At 68.1% G+C, this 16,172-nt stretch carries 15 protein-coding genes, 1 tRNA gene and 1 riboswitch; of the genes, 6 read left to right on the plus strand and 10 right to left on the minus strand.

The features are described from left to right. Positions 1 to 203 precede the first annotated feature (203 nt). The 3 genes from rpsA (at position 204) to BM009_RS03790 (ending at position 2,513) form a co-directional block, all read left to right on the plus strand. The gene (rpsA, locus tag BM009_RS03780) at positions 204 to 1,916 is read left to right on the plus strand and encodes a 30S ribosomal protein S1 (RefSeq protein ID WP_093293936.1); all 1,713 of its coding nucleotides are present in this window, start codon (positions 204 to 206) and stop codon (positions 1,914 to 1,916) included. 184 nt (positions 1,917 to 2,100) lie between these two features. Continuing rightward, the gene (locus BM009_RS03785; protein WP_093293938.1) at positions 2,101 to 2,379 is read left to right on the plus strand and encodes an integration host factor subunit beta; all 279 of its coding nucleotides are present in this window, start codon (positions 2,101 to 2,103) and stop codon (positions 2,377 to 2,379) included. Between the two features lie 47 nt (positions 2,380 to 2,426). Beyond that, a tRNA-Leu gene (locus tag BM009_RS03790) sits at positions 2,427 to 2,513 on the plus strand. Positions 2,514 to 2,592: 79 nt separating this feature from the next. On the opposite strand, the gene BM009_RS03795 is transcribed toward BM009_RS03790, so the two are convergent. After that, positions 2,593 to 4,563 (minus strand): TonB-dependent receptor, encoded by a 1,971-nt coding sequence (locus BM009_RS03795; protein ID WP_254772174.1) that lies wholly within the window; start codon positions 4,561 to 4,563, stop codon positions 2,593 to 2,595. Positions 4,564 to 4,764: 201 nt separating this feature from the next. Continuing rightward, positions 4,765 to 4,982: riboswitch (cobalamin riboswitch) on the minus strand. A 72-nt stretch (positions 4,983 to 5,054) separates the two neighbouring features. Beyond that, entirely contained in the window at positions 5,055 to 5,558 is a 504-nt protein-coding gene (locus BM009_RS03800; RefSeq protein WP_093293941.1) for an NUDIX domain-containing protein, read from the minus strand. A gap of 101 nt (positions 5,559 to 5,659) precedes the next feature. Between BM009_RS03800 and BM009_RS03805 the strand changes: the two genes are divergently transcribed. Together BM009_RS03805 and BM009_RS03810 are read left to right on the plus strand one after the other, a co-directional pair. Next, a complete protein-coding gene (locus tag BM009_RS03805) occupies positions 5,660 to 7,120 on the plus strand; it encodes an ABC transporter substrate-binding protein (RefSeq protein WP_093293942.1) in 1,461 nt (486 codons plus the stop codon). Between the two features lie 9 nt (positions 7,121 to 7,129). Beyond that, the gene (locus BM009_RS03810) at positions 7,130 to 7,549 is read left to right on the plus strand and encodes a DUF4112 domain-containing protein (RefSeq protein WP_093293944.1); all 420 of its coding nucleotides are present in this window, start codon (positions 7,130 to 7,132) and stop codon (positions 7,547 to 7,549) included. Positions 7,550 to 7,743: 194 nt separating this feature from the next. On the opposite strand, the gene BM009_RS03815 is transcribed toward BM009_RS03810, so the two are convergent. The 3 genes from BM009_RS03815 to BM009_RS03825 are packed head-to-tail and all read right to left on the minus strand — an operon-like array spanning position 7,744 to position 10,306. Continuing rightward, complete coding sequence (locus BM009_RS03815; RefSeq protein WP_093294624.1) at positions 7,744 to 8,454, minus strand: ribonuclease T2 family protein; 711 nt, start codon at positions 8,452 to 8,454, stop codon at positions 7,744 to 7,746. Positions 8,455 to 8,465: 11 nt separating this feature from the next. Next, entirely contained in the window at positions 8,466 to 9,311 is an 846-nt protein-coding gene (gene nadC, locus BM009_RS03820; RefSeq protein WP_093293945.1) for a carboxylating nicotinate-nucleotide diphosphorylase, read from the minus strand. Positions 9,312 to 9,343: 32 nt separating this feature from the next. Further along, the gene (locus BM009_RS03825) at positions 9,344 to 10,306 is read right to left on the minus strand and encodes a helix-turn-helix domain-containing protein (protein WP_254772132.1); all 963 of its coding nucleotides are present in this window, start codon (positions 10,304 to 10,306) and stop codon (positions 9,344 to 9,346) included. 157 nt (positions 10,307 to 10,463) lie between these two features. On the opposite strand from BM009_RS03825, the gene BM009_RS03830 reads away from it, so the two are divergent. After that, positions 10,464 to 10,853, plus strand: coding sequence for a helix-turn-helix domain-containing protein (locus BM009_RS03830; RefSeq protein ID WP_175487880.1), 390 nt, complete (start codon positions 10,464 to 10,466; stop codon positions 10,851 to 10,853). 97 nt (positions 10,854 to 10,950) lie between these two features. On the opposite strand, the gene nadA is transcribed toward BM009_RS03830, so the two are convergent. The 5 genes from nadA to BM009_RS03855 all read right to left on the minus strand — a co-directional run bounded on the left by nadA (position 10,951) and on the right by BM009_RS03855 (position 15,877). After that, complete coding sequence (gene nadA, locus BM009_RS03835; RefSeq protein WP_093293948.1) at positions 10,951 to 11,952, minus strand: quinolinate synthase NadA; 1,002 nt, start codon at positions 11,950 to 11,952, stop codon at positions 10,951 to 10,953. Positions 11,953 to 12,003: 51 nt separating this feature from the next. Further along, positions 12,004 to 12,762, minus strand: coding sequence for a hypothetical protein (locus BM009_RS03840; protein WP_254772133.1), 759 nt, complete (start codon positions 12,760 to 12,762; stop codon positions 12,004 to 12,006). A gap of 88 nt (positions 12,763 to 12,850) precedes the next feature. Next, positions 12,851 to 13,717, minus strand: a complete 867-nt coding sequence (locus BM009_RS03845) for an MBL fold metallo-hydrolase (RefSeq protein WP_093293951.1) — start codon at positions 13,715 to 13,717, stop codon at positions 12,851 to 12,853. Positions 13,718 to 13,838: 121 nt separating this feature from the next. Continuing rightward, positions 13,839 to 15,512 (minus strand): M56 family metallopeptidase, encoded by a 1,674-nt coding sequence (locus BM009_RS03850; RefSeq protein WP_093293953.1) that lies wholly within the window; start codon positions 15,510 to 15,512, stop codon positions 13,839 to 13,841. Then, the gene (locus BM009_RS03855) at positions 15,509 to 15,877 is read right to left on the minus strand and encodes a BlaI/MecI/CopY family transcriptional regulator (RefSeq protein WP_093293954.1); all 369 of its coding nucleotides are present in this window, start codon (positions 15,875 to 15,877) and stop codon (positions 15,509 to 15,511) included. Before BM009_RS03855 ends, BM009_RS03850 begins: the two co-directional genes overlap by 4 nt. Positions 15,878 to 16,172 lie beyond the last annotated feature (295 nt).

Below are 16,172 nucleotides of genomic sequence, written 5' to 3' on the forward strand. Positions count from 1 at the left end.
CGGGCGGGTGCTCGTGGGGGATGGCGCTGGAAGCCGTGCTTCCATGCGCCCTTTTCGCGTTTCGACGCGACTTGCTCGTCCTCCACTGGAACCCGCGCAAGGGATGTCGCGAACGGCATTCGGCCGCCGCGGCGATTCTGGCCCTCAAGACCGCCGGATCCAACCGGCTGGCCGGAAAAACGAACGTTAGGAACCTCTTTTCTATGGCCACTACGGCAACCCCATCCCGCGACGATTTCGCGGCACTGCTCGACGAAACCTTCGGTCAGGCGGACGGCTTTGAAGGCCGCGTCGTGATCGGCACCGTCACCGGCATCGAGAACGACCTCGCCGTCATCGACGTGGGCCTCAAGTCCGAAGGCCGCGTGCCGCTGCGCGAATTCGCAGCCCCCGGCCAGAAGGCGGACCTCAAGGTCGGCGACGAAGTCGAAGTCTATGTCGATCGCGTCGAGAACGCGAACGGCGAAGCGATGCTCAGCCGCGACCGCGCCCGCCGCGAAGCCGCCTGGGACAAGCTGGAAGCGGAATTCGCGCAGAACACCCGCGTCGAAGGCGTCATCTTCGGCCGCGTCAAGGGCGGCTTCACCGTCGACCTCAACGGCGCCGTGGCCTTCCTGCCGGGCAGCCAGGTCGACATCCGCCCGGTGCGCGACGTCACCCCGCTGATGGACATCGCCCAGCCCTTCCAGATCCTCAAGATGGACCGCAAGCGCGGCAACATCGTCGTGTCGCGTCGCGCGGTGCTCGAGGAAACCCGCGCCGAGCAGCGTTCGGGCCTGATCCAGAGCCTCGCCGAGGGCCAGGTGATCGACGGCGTCGTCAAGAACATCACCGATTACGGTGCGTTCGTCGACCTGGGCGGCATCGACGGCCTGCTGCACGTCACCGACCTGAGCTACAAGCGCGTCAACCATCCGTCGGAAGTGCTGAACATCGGCGACACCGTCCGCGTTCAGATCATCCGCATCAACCGTGACACGCAGCGCATCTCGCTGGGCATGAAGCAGCTCGAGAGCGATCCGTGGGATGGCGCGAGCGTGAAGTACCCGGTCGGCGCGAAGCTCTCGGGCCGCGTGACCAACATCACCGAGTACGGCGCGTTCGTCGAGCTGGAGCCGGGCATCGAAGGCCTGGTCCACGTTTCGGAGATGAGCTGGACCAAGAAGAACGTCCACCCGGGCAAGATCGTGTCGACCTCGCAGGAAGTCGATGTGGTCGTCCTCGAGGTCGATCAGGAAAAGCGCCGCATCTCGCTCGGCCTCAAGCAGGCCCAGCAGAATCCGTGGGAGCGTTTCGCCGAAGAGCATCCGGTCGGTTCGACCGTCGAGGGCGAAGTCAAGAACGCCACCGAGTTCGGCCTGTTCATCGGCCTGGACAACGACGTCGACGGCATGGTCCACATGTCCGACATCGCCTGGGGCATCTCGGGTGAAGACGCGCTGGCCCTGCATCGCAAGGGCGAGACTGTCACCGCGATCGTTCTGGCCGTCGAAGCCGACAAGGAGCGCATCTCGCTCGGCATGAAGCAGCTCGAGCGTGGCGGCGTCGCCGCTGCCGGTTCGACCGGTGGTGCCGATCGTCTGGGCAAGAACTCGGTCGTCACCGTCACCGTCCTCGAAGTCCGCGACGCGGGCCTCGAAGTGCAGGTTGGCGACGATGGCGCGACCGGCTTCATCAAGCGCACCGATCTCGGCCGCGACCGCGACGAGCAGCGCCCGGAGCGTTTCCAGGTCGGCCAGAAGTTCGACGCGATGGTCACCGGCTTCGATCGTTCGAAGAAGCCGACCTTCTCGGTCAAGGCGATGCAGATCGCCGAAGAGAAGCAGGCCGTGCAGCAGTATGGCTCGTCCGACTCGGGCGCGTCGCTGGGCGACATTCTGGGTGAGGCCCTCAAGGCCCGCAGCCAGAACAACTAATTTTGCGACCTGAAGAGGGGCTCGGGCGCCGCGAAAGCGGTTCCCGGGCCCTTCTTTTTTGATTTTAGGACAGCATCAACCACATCTTCTGGTTGCTGCAGATTGGGAAAAAGCGCTAAGGTTTCCTTGGGGATAGCCGTTGCGCGGCCATTGGGGGGCGCGTTTCGCCAAGGGAGGGGCCCGGATGATCCGGTCTGAGTTGGTTCAATTGCTGGTACAGGAAAATCCGGGTCTTTCGATCCGGGAAGTCGAAAAGATCGTCTCGATCTTCTTCGACGAGATTGTCGGCCGGCTGAGTGAAGATGGGCGCGTGGAGCTTCGCGGCTTCGGCGCATTCTCGACGCGGGCGCGCGATGCGCGCACGGGTCGCAACCCGCGGACGGGCGAGTCCGTGGAAGTGGACGCCAAGCGCGTCCCCTATTTCAAGCCGGGCAAGGAGATGCGCATCCGCCTCAACATGTGATGCGCGCTTGACACGCGGCGTGCGGCAGCGTCTTGCCTGCCGCCCACGCGGACGTGGCGGAACCGGTAGACGCCGGAGACTTAAAATCTTCTGCCTTTCGAGGCGTGCGGGTTCGAGTCCCGCCGTCCGCACCAGCATGGCGTTGATTCCACGCTGAAAAGGCCCGGGTATCGGCATCGACGCCGACACCCGGGCCTTGTCGCATCCCGGCCCCTAGAAGCGCACGCGCGCGCCAAGCCGCAACGTCCGCGGCTCGACGAGGCGGCTCAGCCGCCCCTCCACCGGGCCGCCGCGATCGACCGCGGGCAGGTAGGATTCGTAATAATAGGCGATATCCTTGTCGCGGCTGTCGAGCAGGTTGAGCAGCTCGCCATAGAGCTGGAGCCGGCCCAGCGACCGCGCCGCGCGCAGGTTGACCACCGTGCTGCCCTTGTCCCGCGCGCTATCGTCCTCGATCAGCGGATAAGGGCCGAGGTGGCGGACGCGGAGGCTCGCCTCCCAGCCGCCCCGCACCACCGCCACGCCGGCGGATGCCGCATTCTCGAAGGCGTTGGGAATACGATCGCCATTGTCGTAGCGAGAATGGCTGGCGGCGATGTTGCCGTCGATCGCCAGCCAAGACGCAGGCCGCCAGAAGGCGACCAGTTCATAGCCGCGCCGCCGGCTCGCACCCGTCGGCTCGACCGCATTGGAATCGCCGACGAAGCGCAGCTCACTGCCCACCGCCAGCCACCAGTAGCTGCCGGTGAGCGTCAGCCCGCCGCGCTGCCAGCGCGCGCCGAGCTCCTTGCCGGTGCCGCGGACCAGCACCGGCACGGGCGTCTCGACGTTAACCGCGCCGCGCACGTCGTTGGAATGGAAGCCCCGCCCCCAATTGCCGTACAGCTCCAGATGCGGGGTGAGCGCATAGGCGAGCGACGCCTTGGGCGAGACGATGCCGTCGCTTCCCGTGCCCGTCCCCAGCGCCGCCGCCTCGGCATCGCGTGCGCGGACGGCGTAACGGTAACCATCGCCGCGCAAGCCCGCGATCAGCCGCAGCCCGGCCAGCGGCGTCCAGCGCGCCTCGCCATAGATCGCGGCCGAGCTTTCCTCGACATGATAGCGGCCGAGCGAGAAGAGCGGCCTCCGCTGGTCGGTCCGCGCCACCCCGACATCGCCGATATGGTCGTACTGCCCCTCGCCGCCGACCGACAGCGCCAGCGCCGACGCGAGCTGCCAGCGTTTCTCGCCGCGTCCGCCCAGAATGCACCGCGTGTCGAACTGGCGGATCTGTGCACTGGTGCCGTCCGGATCGGCATAGGTCGGGTTCGACGTCATCGACCAGTCGTAGAACTGGCCATAGACATTGCCGTCCCAGCCCTGCTGGCGGATCGCGACATTGCCGATCAGCCGCGTCGTCCGGCCCCGCGCGCTCGGATCGGGCGAACAGAACACGTCCGGGCAGGCCGGGGTGCCGATCGCGCGCTCGGGAATCTGCTCGGTCGGGCGCCAGCTGGCGTGATAGGCGTGCAGTGTCGCGGCGATCGTGCCGGTGCCCAGCGGCGCCGCATAGCTGGCAAAGCCCGAGGCGTGGCGGAGATGCTCGGGCGCCTGCCACGGCCCGTCATAGGCGCGCAGCTGGCCGACCAGGGTGAGCGTGCCAGCGCCCACGCCCTTCGCCGAACCCCCGGCCGCGATGCGACGATAGCCATAGGAACCGCCCTCCACCGACAGCCAGGGCCGTTCGAACCCCGTGATCGTGGCCATCGCCGCTGCCCCTGCCAGCGCGAAATCGCCGCCCTCGGCGCGATACGGCCCTTTGCCGAAGTCCTCACGCCCGACGATTTCCGGAATCAGGCCGTTGAGATCGAGATAGCCCTGGCCATGGCCATGCGAGCGCAGGTTCATCGGCACGCCGTCCACCAGCGTGGTGAAATCGGTACCGTGGTCGAGGTTGAAGCCACGCAGGAAATATTGGTTGGCCTTGCCGCTGCCCGAATGCTGGGCCGCGATGATGCCGGGCACCGCCTCGAGCAGTTCGGCGACGCGCAGCAGCGGCCGCACCAGCAGGTCCGCGCCGGAAACCGTGCCCTCGCTCGCCGCCTGGGCGACGCCGACCTTGGTCTCGCCGCGCCCGAAGACGAGGATGTCTTCGCCCTCCGCCTCTTGCGCGAATGCCGGGGTGGCAAGGCCCGCGGATGCCACCGCCAGGCTGGAAAATAGCAATGCTCTCAAGCGTCTTCTCCGGGCGTCGTGCGACACGCGGCGGAGTCCTGCCGTTCGCGAACGGCCGGCACGCCTCGGGCGCAGACGCCGGGGAGCGCCACGAGACGAACCGATGCGGCCTCCACCGCTCGTTCGTCGCTCAGACGGAGAACCGTGCCACGGCCATCCCCTGGGCCAGGGCAAGAGCGACCTCTCGCTGGCAGGTCTCCTGGCTTACGGGTCGTCGCTCGATGCACGCCTTCCCAGGCTCGGGGCCCAGTGGCTGCTTCCGTAAAAGGAAGCCCGCGCATCTCGCTCGCCGCTTACAGTTGCAGGGACAGCCTCGGCTTCGGGCGCAAGCGCCCATACCGCGTTCCCTTTTAAGCCCCTCTCAGGGCACCAGCGCGATCATGGTTCGGCTGCGGACGAAGTCCGTAGCCGAATGTGCGCCGGGTAGTCCGCGAACGCCAGCCTGGCAAGCGGGAGGCGCGTTACCAGTCCGTCGCAACCGGGCGTCGCTCGCGCCATTCGGCGAGGCGGCGGACGGTGCCGGTGGTGACGTCCGCGGGCAGCGCATCCAGGTCGAAGGCGCGCGCCTCCACAATCTCCAGCGACGGCCGAAAGGCGAACGAGACCTGCTCGACCAGCGCGATCGTCACGGTGTCGCGCCGGAAATTGGGGCGATGCTGCAACGTGCCGAGCACGCGCACCGCGCCATGCGACACCATGCCGGCTTCCTCGCGGAGCTCGCGCAGCACCGCCTGCTCGGCGGTCTCGCCGGCCTCTTGGCCGCCGCCCGGCAGATGCCAGCCTGGGATATAGCTGTGCCGGACGAGGATCACCTGCCCTGCCGGTGTCAGCGCGATCGCCCGCACGCCGCGCGTCTGCGGGCGGGTGACGAACCAGCCGACCGTCCGGACCGCCAGATAGCTGCGTAGCGCGAGCGTGATCGCCGACGCGACGACCGGGTTCGAATGGAGCCGATTCGATGCCATGTCAGCCTGATAGGCGGCGAAGTGCGCCCGCGGAACCCACCGGGGTTGGCAGCATGGGCCCACTCCCATAGAGCTTGGGTTTCACCGCCAGGGACCCGCCGATGCCACGCCTGTGCCTGCCCGTGATCGCCCTGCTGCTCACCGCCACCGCGTGCGGGGGGCCTGCGGGGCAGCGCAAGGACACGACGCCGGTGGTCGTCAGCGCGATTGGCAGCGATCGGCTGCTGGTCGATCCCAGCATCACCGCGATCGATACGGCGCAGGCCGTCGCACTGGCCGCAACCGCAGAGGGCCTGGTCCGCTTCGATCACAACGGCCAAATCGAGCCGGCGCTGGCCGAGCGCTGGGCGGTGTTCGACGATGCGCGCAGCTATATCTTCCGCCTGGGCGAGGCGGCGTGGCCCGATGGCCAGCCGGTCACCGCCGGTGAGATTGTGCGGGTGCTGCGCCGCGCGATCGCGGCCAACAGCAAGAGCCGCCTCTCGCCCTATCTCGCGGTGATCGACGAGATCGTGGAAATGACCCCGCAGGTGATCGAGGTGCGGTTGAAGAGCCCCCGCCCCGACCTGCTCAACCTGTTTGCCCAGCCCGAAATGGCGGTGTTCCGCGGGCGCAATTTCGCCGGATCGGGGCCGTTCCGCATCGTGGCGGGCAAGCGCGATGGGCTGTTGCTCCGCCCGGCAGAGGAGCCCGGTGACGACCCCAAGGTCACGCCCGCCCCGCAGGAATATGTCCGGCTGCGCGGCGAGCGCGCGGCGGCGGCCATCGCCCGGTTCCGCGCGGGCGCGTCCGACTTGGTGCTCGGCGGGTCGCTGGTCGACTGGCCGATCATCGAGGCGGCGGGGATCGCGCCGGAGAATGTCCGGGTCGATGCCGCGGTCGGCCTGTTCGGACTGGCGGTGCTCCACCGCGACGGCTTTCTCTCCACCCCGCAGAACCGCGCGGCCATCGCCATGGCGATCGATCGCAATGCCCTCACCTCGGCCATCGCCCCCGATTGGGCACCCGCCGAGACGATCCTCCCCGCGCAGATGGATTCGGCAGCACCCCCTGCCCCCGGCAGCTGGATGACGGTCGCGCCCGACCAGCGCCGCGCGCTCGCCAGCCAGCGGGTGCGCGAATGGCAGGCGGTGCATCGCGGGCCGGTGGACATCACCCTCGCCTTGCCCTCCGGCGCAGGCGCGACGCTGCTCTGGGGCCATCTGGCTTCCTCGATGATCGCCATCGGGCTCACCCCGCACCGCGTGGGACTGGGCGATCCGCGCGCCGATCTCGAGCTGGTCGACGACGTGGCGCCCTATGACAGCGGCCGCTGGTATCTGGCGAACGCCTGCCGCGCCTGCTCCGACGACACCGCGACGCTGATCGCGGCAGCGCGCGACGCGCCCGATCTCTACAACCGCACCCATCGCATCGCCGAGGCCGATGCGATGCTGGCGAGCGACGTTGCCTTCCTCCCGATCGCGCGCCCGCTGCGCTGGTCGATCGTCGCGCTGCGCCTGTCCAACTGGCAGGGGAACGCGCGCGCCTGGCACCCGTTGAATCACCTGCGCAAGCAGTGAGGTCAGGGAATGGCACGGGCAACGAGATTGAATGAGGGTTTCGCACAGCGGCTGCCGATCGGCACCGATGCCGTGGCGGTGCGCCAGCGGATCGAGGCGATGGAGCATCTGCTGGAAGGCCTGGTGACCATTCCGGGGACCCGCCGCAAGCTGGGGCTGGACGTGCTGCTCGACTTCGTGCCGGCGGTGGGCCCCAGCGTGGCGGCGGCGATGGGTGCCTATCTGGCCTGGGAAGCGCGCAATCTGGGCATGCCCAAGCGCACGATCGCGCGAATGGCGGGCAATATCGGCGTCGACTGGGCGCTGGGGATGATCCCGTTCGTCGGCGCGGTGCCCGACTTCTTCTTCCGCTCGAACACCCGCAACGTGCGGCTGATCAAGCGCTATCTGGACAAGCACCATCCCGCGAGCGTGGTGATCGAGGGCTAGTTCTACCTATTCTAGCCCCTTTCCTTCAGGCGCATCAGGTCAGCGCTGCCCCCGGCAGCGCCTGAACAGCGCGAGGCGCTGTTCACCTGATGCGGGGTTGGGGTGGGGCAGTGTCTCGCAGAGACCGACCGACGTTCTGGAATCCCTCCATCCCCTACCCCTCCTCCAAGGAGGAGGGGCTTAGACGTTTTGCCTTACCGCCCGCGCCAGATCTTCAGCGCCGCATCGTCCGCAGCCCCGCCGGTCCCGGCCTCACAGCGATCGTAGCGGAAGCGGGTGTCGAGGCAGAGCCACAGCTCGTCGAGCCAGCCCTCCCGGGTCGTCGTCACCCGAATCGCGCTCGCCGGGATCGCGCGGTTCTTCGCGGCGAAGGCCTGCTTGAAGTCGCCCACGGTAACGGCGCCGCGCGATAGCGCCTCCATGTCGGGATAGCGGATCGCCCGGTACAGGCTGGTGGAGCGCTGGAAATAGGCCTCGGGCGTCGTCTGCATGCAGGTGCCGTGTTTGGCCCATTCGTGCTGGATCAGCTGCTCGGAAGGCGTGGCGCACATCGTCTTGCGGATCAAGGCGGGCGGCAGGATCGGGGTGGCCTTGCAATATTGCGGCCACAGCTTGCCACGTCCGTCGGGCCACAGCCCGTGTAGCGTGAAGCCGAAGTGGTTGTTGCCGCCACACTGGAAGGCCTTGCCGGGCTCGTCGCCATGCGCGCGGCAGAAGCCCGGCGCCCAGGTCAGCGCCAGCGTGTAGCTGCCGATCGGCAGGATGCGCTGCGGCTCCTTGGCGCTGGGCAGGTCGGGCAGCGGCCGCTCGACCTTGCTCGGCGCCATGCACATCTGCGCCTGTGCCAGCGCCGCTCCCGGCAACAGCGCCGCGAGGCCGACCACGCTTCCCAATACCGCCTTCATGCCCATCTCCCTCACACGCTCGCGAAATCGAGGCCGATATCGGCTGCCGGGGCCGACTGGGTCAGCCGGCCGACGCTGACATAGGTGACGCCGCTCTCGGCGATCGCCCGGATCGTATCGAGCCGCACCCCGCCCGAGGCCTCGGTCGGCACCGGCCCGGCGACCAGCGCCACCGCCTCGCGCAGCATCGCCGGACCCATATTGTCGAGCAGCAGATGCGTCGCGCCGGCGCCGAGCGCGGGCTCGATCTGGTCGAGCCGATCGACTTCGACGATGATTCGTTCGATTCCTGCCGCGACCGCGCGCGCCACCGCCGCCTCCACCGATCCGGCGATGGCGACATGGTTGTCCTTGATCATCGCCGCGTCCCACAGGCCCATGCGATGGTTGGTCGCGCCGCCCATGCGGGTGGCGTATTTCTCGAGCACGCGCAGGCCCGGCAGCGTCTTGCGGGTGTCGAGCAGCGTCGCGCCGGTGCCGGCGATCGCATCGACATAGGTCCGCGTCATCGTCGCGATGCCGCTGAGATGCTGGACGGTGTTGAGCGCCGACCGCTCGGCGGTGAGCATCGCCCGCGCCTTGCCCCGCAGCCGCAGCAGCGCGGTGCCGGGGGCGACCTGCGCGCCGTCCTCGACCAGCCGTTCGAGCGCGACGTCGGGATCCAGCGCGCGGAAGAACGCCTCGGCGATCGGCAGCCCGGCGACGGTGATCGGGTCGCGGCTGTCCATCACGCCTTCGAAGCGTGCCTCAGCGGGGATCACCGCCGCAGCGGTGATGTCGCCGCCGCTGCCGAGATCCTCGGCCAGCGTGGCGCGGACGAACGAGTCGCAATCGAAACCGGGGAGCGCGAAGGTCATGGCCGGGCTGTAGAATCCCCGGCCGCGCGCGTCTACGCGATCTGCAGCGGCGCGGGGCGCCCGTCGAGATAGTTGGCGGCGGGCTGGTCGAAGCGGAAGCCGCCGGCCGCCAGGCGGATCAGGATCTGGCGGACGTGCAGCATGCTCGTCCGGTGTTCCTCGATCCGCTCGGGGTCGGTCATCGCCCTTTCGGTGAGCACCACGCCGCGCGACCGGCGGGCGAGGCAGCCGCTCTCGATCATTGCGGCGACGCGGCGGTGTGCGGTCGACGGGGGGAGGCCCAGCGCCCGCGCGACCGATCCGGTCGAGACCGGCTGGCACAGGCCGTCGGGCGGCGCGGTGCCGAACTCGGCATAGGCGAGCGCAAGATCGCGATTCTCGACGAGCGGGCGCGCATTGGCGCACAGGATCGCGTTGGCCAGCACCAGATCGGTCCAGGACTGGAAGCGATGCGCGTGGAACTCGATGCCGGTCAGCAGCACGTCGTGCGCGGCGGCGAGCCCGGTGTGCCAGTCATAGCAGACGTGCGCACGCGTCTCCGGCAGCGTCACGCCGAAGCTGCGCATGTCCTCGATCATCGCCACCAGCGCATCGTGGTTGCCGCGGAACAGCGTGACGATCTCGGGGCGCGCATGTACCGCCTCGGGCACCGTCACCCCGGCAGGGCCACGCTCGCACAGGCCTGCCGCGCACAGCGCATGAATGTGCCGCCGCATCGTCTCGAACGGGCGCCCGAGCGACGCTGCGAGGGCGTTGATGCTGATCGCCTTGGCGCCGCGCCCGTCGCGGCGGGCATGGCCGGCACCGTGCGGCGACAGCATCTCGCTCGCGCGTGCCACCACCATGAAAATGATCGCCCGATCCAGATCGCCGTCCAGCGCCCGAACGCCCGCCGCGACCATCGACGTCTCCAGCGCCGCGATCAGCCGAACGATCAGCCGCCCGTGTGGCATCGCCATGTGCTTGCGATCGACGACAGGCGCGGATCGGATCATATCCTGCATCGGCAAAATCGGCCCCAGCGGGAAAAATAACACAAGTACTCATTCGCCCCACCCAGAATGAGTACCCCGGAAATTGCGAATCGTTACTAGCCCATATCAATGCGCTGGTCGACGTAGCTGAGGTCGCTGTATCAAAATGACACAGGCAATGCTGTCGGAAAATGGGGCCGCAAGCTGGCCCGAAAGCTGGGCTGTTGCCGCCGCCGCGCTGCGCGACCGACGCGAAGCGTTGGGCTGGTCGCTCGAACAGCTCGCCGACCGCACCTGCATTGGCTGTAACCACCTGATCGCGCTTGAATCCGCGCGGTTCGACCGCTGTGGGGCCCCGGTATACGCGATCGGCTTTGCCCGCGCGGCGGCGCGGGCGATGGAAATGGCCGAAGCACCGATCCTCGTCGCGATCCGGGACGGTCATGCGGCGCGGCGCCCTGTCGCCCCGACAGCGGCTTCCATCCCGCGACGCCGCCGGATCCCGAATCTCGGCATTGCCAGCACGGCAGCGCGGCTCGGCGCACTGCTTTCCGACGGTCGTGCCTAGAGCGTTTTCACCTCGGGTGAAGACGCTCCAGGTTTTCAGGTGCCGCATTTTCCGAGTCGTTGACCGTAAACGGTCAACTTGAAACTGCGCCAGGCGATCAGGCGGGCACCGGTCCCAGATCGCCCTGCCCCACCGTGCCGCTGGCCAGTTCCAGCATGCGGTCGAGGCTCTTCTTCGCCTGTACCCGCAGGCCTTCCTCGATCTCGATCCGGGGGCTGAGGTCGCGCAGCGCGAGGTAGAGCTTCTCCATGGTGTTGAGCGCCATGTAGGGGCAGATGTTGCAGTTGCAGTTGCCGTCGGCGCCGGGCGCGCCGATGAAGTTCTTCTCCGGCATCACCTTCTGCATCTGGTGGATGATGTGCGGCTCGGTCGCGACGATCAGCGTGTCGCCGGGCATCGTCTTGGAGAAATCGAGAATGCCCTTGGTCGAGCCGACATAATCGGCGTGGTCCAGGATATAGGCCGGGCATTCGGGGTGCGCGGCGATCGGCGCACCGGGATGCTCGGCCTTGAGCTTGAGCAGTTCGGTCTCGCTGAACGCCTCGTGGACGATGCACACGCCGGGCCACAGCAGCATGTCGCGGCCGGTCTTGCGCTGGAGATAGCCGCCCAGGTTGCGATCGGGGCCGAAGATGATCTTCTGGTCCGCCGGAATCTGCGCGAGGATCTTCTCGGCCGAGGAGCTGGTGACGATGATGTCGCTCAGCGCCTTCACCTCGGTCGAGCAGTTGATATAGGTCAGCGCGATGTGATCGGGATGCTGCGCGCGGAAGGCGGCGAACTGGTCGGGCGGGCAGCTGTCTTCCAGGCTGCAGCCCGCGTCCATGTCGGGCAGCACGACGATCTTGTCGGGCGAGAGGATCTTGGCGGTCTCCGCCATGAAGCGCACGCCGCAGAACGCGATCACGTCCGCGTCGGTCTCCGCCGCCTTGCGGCTGAGGTCGAGGCTGTCGCCGACGAAATCGGCGAGATCCTGCAGCTCGGGCTTCTGGTAGTAATGCGCGAGGATCACCGCGTTGCGCTCCTTGCGCAGCCGCTCGATCTCGGCGCGGAGATCGAGTCCGCTGAGGCTGCCGCCGATGCCGTTGCGCGCGTCCATTCCCTAAACTCCCGTTGTGCGCCCGCCACATGGCCCGGTCGGGCCGCGGGATCAAGGGAAGGCGGGCGTGATCGGGCGATGGCTGCCGGCGGTGCCGGCCATGACGCTGCGCGTGAAGGCGGTGCCCGCCGGGCTGAACGCGATCGCGTCGGCGGTCAGCTGCACCGCCAGGATGAGGCCGATGCCCCAGAGCCACGCCGGGTGGACGCGGCCCGCGCGGCGCTGGTCGGCAACCGCGCCGATCACCGGCAGCACCAGCACCGCCACCACCGTCACCCACCAGGCATAGGGCATGAACAGCGGCATCGGCAGCAGCCGCCCCAGCCCCGGTCCGGCAAGAATGGCCATGCCGCAATACATCAGCCGGCGATGCCAGCTGGTCTGACGCCGCAGCATCAGCGCGGCGCCGACGAAGCCGGCGAACAGCAGCAGTTGCAACGGGTTGCTGATCAGGAATTCGCGAACATCGAAGAAGAAGGGCGCGCCGCGCTGCACCGAGAGCACGGTCATCACCGTGCCCAGCAGCACCATCAGGGGCACCCAGAACAGCGCCACCCAGCCCAGCCGGCGATGCAGCGCGACGGAACCGCCGTCGACCAGCAGATTCTGGGTGATGTACAGCGCGATCCAGCCGAAAAAGACGAAGGCATGGACGTGGAAGATCAGCGGCACCGCGAAACTGGACCGCCCCGCCGCCAGATTGAGCGAGAATCCGGCGACATCGATCGCGCCCATCACGAACGCCATCACCAGAAAGAATCGTGAGTCCCCGGCGCGCGCACGTGGCGACGCCTGCACAATCGTTGCCATTTCCCCACCCCTCCAATTTGGGCAGGGTATAGCTCTACTTTGGAGATTCTACAATCATGAGCATTTCTACTATACCCGTTTCGGATCGTTACTCGGGCAGCAGCCGCCAAGTGTCCGTCGCGCTTGCTACCCGGCCGCGTGCCTGCAAGTCGAGCAGATGGGCGAGCACCGAACGCCCGGCCGCGCCGTGCAACTGCGGATCGAGCCCGACATACATGCGCGGGACCATCGCCGGCACCGTGTCCACGCCCTCCGCCAGCAGCCGCAATATCTGCCCCTCGCGCTGCTTACGGTGCCCGGCCAGCCCGCGCACGAAGCGCTGCGGGCGCTCGATGGGGTCGCCGTGCGCGGGATAATAGATCCGGTCCTGCTCGCGCGCCATCAGCGTCTCCAGGCTGGCCATATAGGCCGCCATGTTGCCGTCCGGCGGGGCGACCACGGTGGTGGACCAGCCCATCACATGGTCGCCGGTGAACAGCGCGCCGCTTTCCTCGAGTGCGAAGCAGAGATGGTTGGAGGTGTGGCCGGGTGTCGCCACCGCGGTGAGCGTCCAGCCCTGCCCCGCTACCTGCTCGCCGTCCGCCAGCACGGTGTCCGGGGCATAGCCGGTATCGAACGAGGCGTCCGCGCGGGGGCCCGCATCGTCGAGCACCAGCGGCGCGCAGCCGATGATCGGCGCGCCCGTGGCCGCCTTCAGCGCCGGCGCGGCCGGGCTGTGGTCGCGATGGGTATGGGTGCACAGGATCGCCCGCACCGGCCGCCCGCCGATCGCCGCCAGCAGCGCGGCGAGGTGCTCGGCATCGTCGGGGCCGGGATCGATCACCGCGACGTCGGTGGTGCCCACCAGATAGGTCTGGGTGCCGGTGTTGGTGAAGGGCGAGGGATTGTTAGCCAGCACCCGCGTCACCAGCGGTTCGAGCGGCATCGCAAGGCCCGTGGGCGCATCATCGGTCATCGTAGGGCATTTGGGCATTCACCGCCCAAGAGCAAGACGCAGGGGAGCGGGACCGGCCCCGAAGGAGTAGGCCGGTCCCGCCGAGCACGCCGCCGTGAGACGTTGCGGCGGCGCGCTACACTCAATCGTCGCTATCGTCCTTGGCGTCGTCGCGCAGTTCGGCGAGCGCCTCGTCGATGCCCTTCAGCGCTTCGGCGCGCTGCTGCGGGCTGAGGCTCGACTGCGCCTCGATCGTGCGGCGGGCGTGCTGCAGGCTCATCAGCGCGCTGTTCATCGCCATCGCCTTGCTGTTCGCGGCCATGGCCGCGGCGTGATCGGCGTTGAATGCCGCCATCTTGCTGGCATTCATGCTCATCGCGGCCATGCGATCGCTGCAGATGATCATCACCTGCTTGTTGCCCTCGGTGCGGTGCTCGACGGTGGGCGCAGTGCCCTTGCCGCACTTGGCGCTACGAATCTCCGGGATGCTCGCCTGGATCGCCGCCATGTCGGGCATGGTGATTTCCTGGCGCTTCCCGTCGCGCTGGATGATCACCATCTTCTTGATGCTCTTGCCGTCGCTGATCGTCTGATCGGTGCGAACGATATGGTGCTTGCCCGCAGGTCCTTCGGGGATGGCAGGCGCAGCCGGTGCCGGCGGCGCCACCGGTGCAGGCGCGGCCTGCGGTGCGGCAGGAGCACGCGGGGCGACGGCGGCCTGCGGCTCGACCGGTGCCGCCGGCGCGGCGGGGGTGACCGGCACGTCCTGGCCGTGCACGGCGGCATTCACGCTGGTGCGGATTCGCTCGGCGGCCTGGCTGCCCGAGGCGGTCAGCGCCAGCGCGGCGAGCGAAATGGTAGAGATACCGGCCAGCCCCGCGGCGATGCGGGTGGGGGAAAGCTTCCGGTGGATCGAGAGCATGCGCAATCTCCCTTTGACGTCGTTTATGGTGTGGAGGTGACAAGCCGCCGAGACCGCGCCCCCATGCGCGGACTTGACGATCGCACGGCCATAGGCATGGCGCAGTGCCTGGGCGCGGCCGGCGAGCACCAGGGCGTCGCAGGCCATTTCCTGGTCGGCGCGGAAGGCGCGGAACGCCCGCCATGCGACCGGATTGAACCAATGGGCGGCCAGCACGATCAGCGCGGCCCAGTTGGCGACCAGGTCGCCGCGCAGATGGTGGCCGAGTTCATGGGCGAGCGCGAGATCGCGTTCGATCTCGTCATAGCGCTCGGAAAAGTCGCGCGGAAAGGCGACGTATTTGCGGAAGATGCCGAAGGCGAGCGGCCCGTGCGCAGCATCGGTCTCGATCACCCGCACCCGGCCCTGCGCCACGGTGCGATCCACCCGCGCCCGCGAGAGTAGGTGGCGGCAGAAGCGGCGATGCGCGACCAGATGATAGCCAAGGAAGATCAGCGCGCCCGCGCCCCATAGCGCCAGCAGCAGCAGCGTGACGTTCAGCCCCTCCGCCACCGGCGTCGGCGCCACCATTGCGACGGGAAGGTGATGGCTGCCCGCGCTCAGGTCGATGGTGAGCACCGCGCCTTGGTCGACGCTCGCCGGAAGCCTCTCGGGATTGAGCACGGCCATCGCCGCCGCCGGCGCCTCGACCGCTTTCCGCGTGAGCGGCGCGAGCCAATGGCTGAGATGCCACTGCCCCGGCAGCGGCGGCAGCAACATCCGCACGGCGGGCAGCACCCACAGCGCATAGGCGAGCTGCGGTCCGAAGGCGCGCCGCACGGGCGCGCGCAAGGCAAGCGCCAGCAGCATCAGCAGCGTGCTCGCGAGCAGGGTCTCGATCCACCAGCCGGTCATTGCTTCAGCTCCTTCAGGAGAGCCTCGATCTCGGCGATGTCCTGGTCGGTGATGGCGTCGCGCTCGGCGAGGTGCGCCACCAGCGGCGTCAGCCGGCCGCCGAACAGCCGGTCGATCAGCTTGCGCGATTCCCCTACCACATAATCGCCCCGCGCGACGAGCGGGCGATAGCGGTAGCGCCGCCCCTCTTCCTCATGCGCGATCACATTCTTGGCGAGCAGCCGCCCGAGCAGCGTCTTGACCGTGTTGGCGCTCCAGTCGCGATCGACGGGCACGCGCTCGGCAACCTCCTGCGCAGTGAGCGGCGACTCTTCCCAGAGCACTTCCATCACTGCATGTTCGGCTTCGCTGATTCGTTCGGTCATACACCCCTCACTGACTACGCATGTAATCGCTCCGTTTACGTCTGTAGTCAAGCTGCTGAATACGGGATGAACTGGAGGCCGCGCCGCAAAACCGTCGGTGGAATTTACACCCGCACCGCGGGGTTAACGGCGCTTCACCATCGCATGCCGCGGAATATCGTGCATCCCCGAAACTGGCACGCGCCCTGCAGCGTGGAGGGCACCCGGAGCATTCCCCAAAAATGCTCCAGCGTCCCCCAAAGACGCTTCAGGGCGGGTCGATGGTTCACCGGCATGGCCATCGACCCGCCCGCAC

It is taken from the genome of Sphingomonas sp. NFR04, from assembly GCF_900114095.1.
Classification (GTDB): domain Bacteria; phylum Pseudomonadota; class Alphaproteobacteria; order Sphingomonadales; family Sphingomonadaceae; genus Sphingomonas.

Coding starts and splice junctions, on each gene's coding strand:
- BM009_RS03840 (WP_254772133.1), bottom strand. CDS start 12,762: ATGGCAACGATTGTGCAGGCGTCGCCACGTGCGCGCGCCGGGGACTCA.
- BM009_RS03810 (WP_093293944.1), top strand. CDS start 7,130: ATGGCACGGGCAACGAGATTGAATGAGGGTTTCGCACAGCGGCTGCCG.
- BM009_RS03830 (WP_175487880.1), top strand. CDS start 10,464: ATGCTGTCGGAAAATGGGGCCGCAAGCTGGCCCGAAAGCTGGGCTGTT.
- BM009_RS03785 (WP_093293938.1), top strand. CDS start 2,101: ATGATCCGGTCTGAGTTGGTTCAATTGCTGGTACAGGAAAATCCGGGT.
- BM009_RS03805 (WP_093293942.1), top strand. CDS start 5,660: ATGCCACGCCTGTGCCTGCCCGTGATCGCCCTGCTGCTCACCGCCACC.
- nadA (WP_093293948.1), bottom strand. CDS start 11,952: ATGGACGCGCGCAACGGCATCGGCGGCAGCCTCAGCGGACTCGATCTC.
- BM009_RS03815 (WP_093294624.1), bottom strand. CDS start 8,454: ATGAAGGCGGTATTGGGAAGCGTGGTCGGCCTCGCGGCGCTGTTGCCG.
- BM009_RS03845 (WP_093293951.1), bottom strand. CDS start 13,717: ATGACCGATGATGCGCCCACGGGCCTTGCGATGCCGCTCGAACCGCTG.
- BM009_RS03825 (WP_254772132.1), bottom strand. CDS start 10,306: ATGATCCGATCCGCGCCTGTCGTCGATCGCAAGCACATGGCGATGCCA.
- BM009_RS03850 (WP_093293953.1), bottom strand. CDS start 15,512: ATGACCGGCTGGTGGATCGAGACCCTGCTCGCGAGCACGCTGCTGATG.
- nadC (WP_093293945.1), bottom strand. CDS start 9,311: ATGACCTTCGCGCTCCCCGGTTTCGATTGCGACTCGTTCGTCCGCGCC.
- BM009_RS03800 (WP_093293941.1), bottom strand. CDS start 5,558: ATGGCATCGAATCGGCTCCATTCGAACCCGGTCGTCGCGTCGGCGATC.
- rpsA (WP_093293936.1), top strand. CDS start 204: ATGGCCACTACGGCAACCCCATCCCGCGACGATTTCGCGGCACTGCTC.
- BM009_RS03855 (WP_093293954.1), bottom strand. CDS start 15,877: ATGACCGAACGAATCAGCGAAGCCGAACATGCAGTGATGGAAGTGCTC.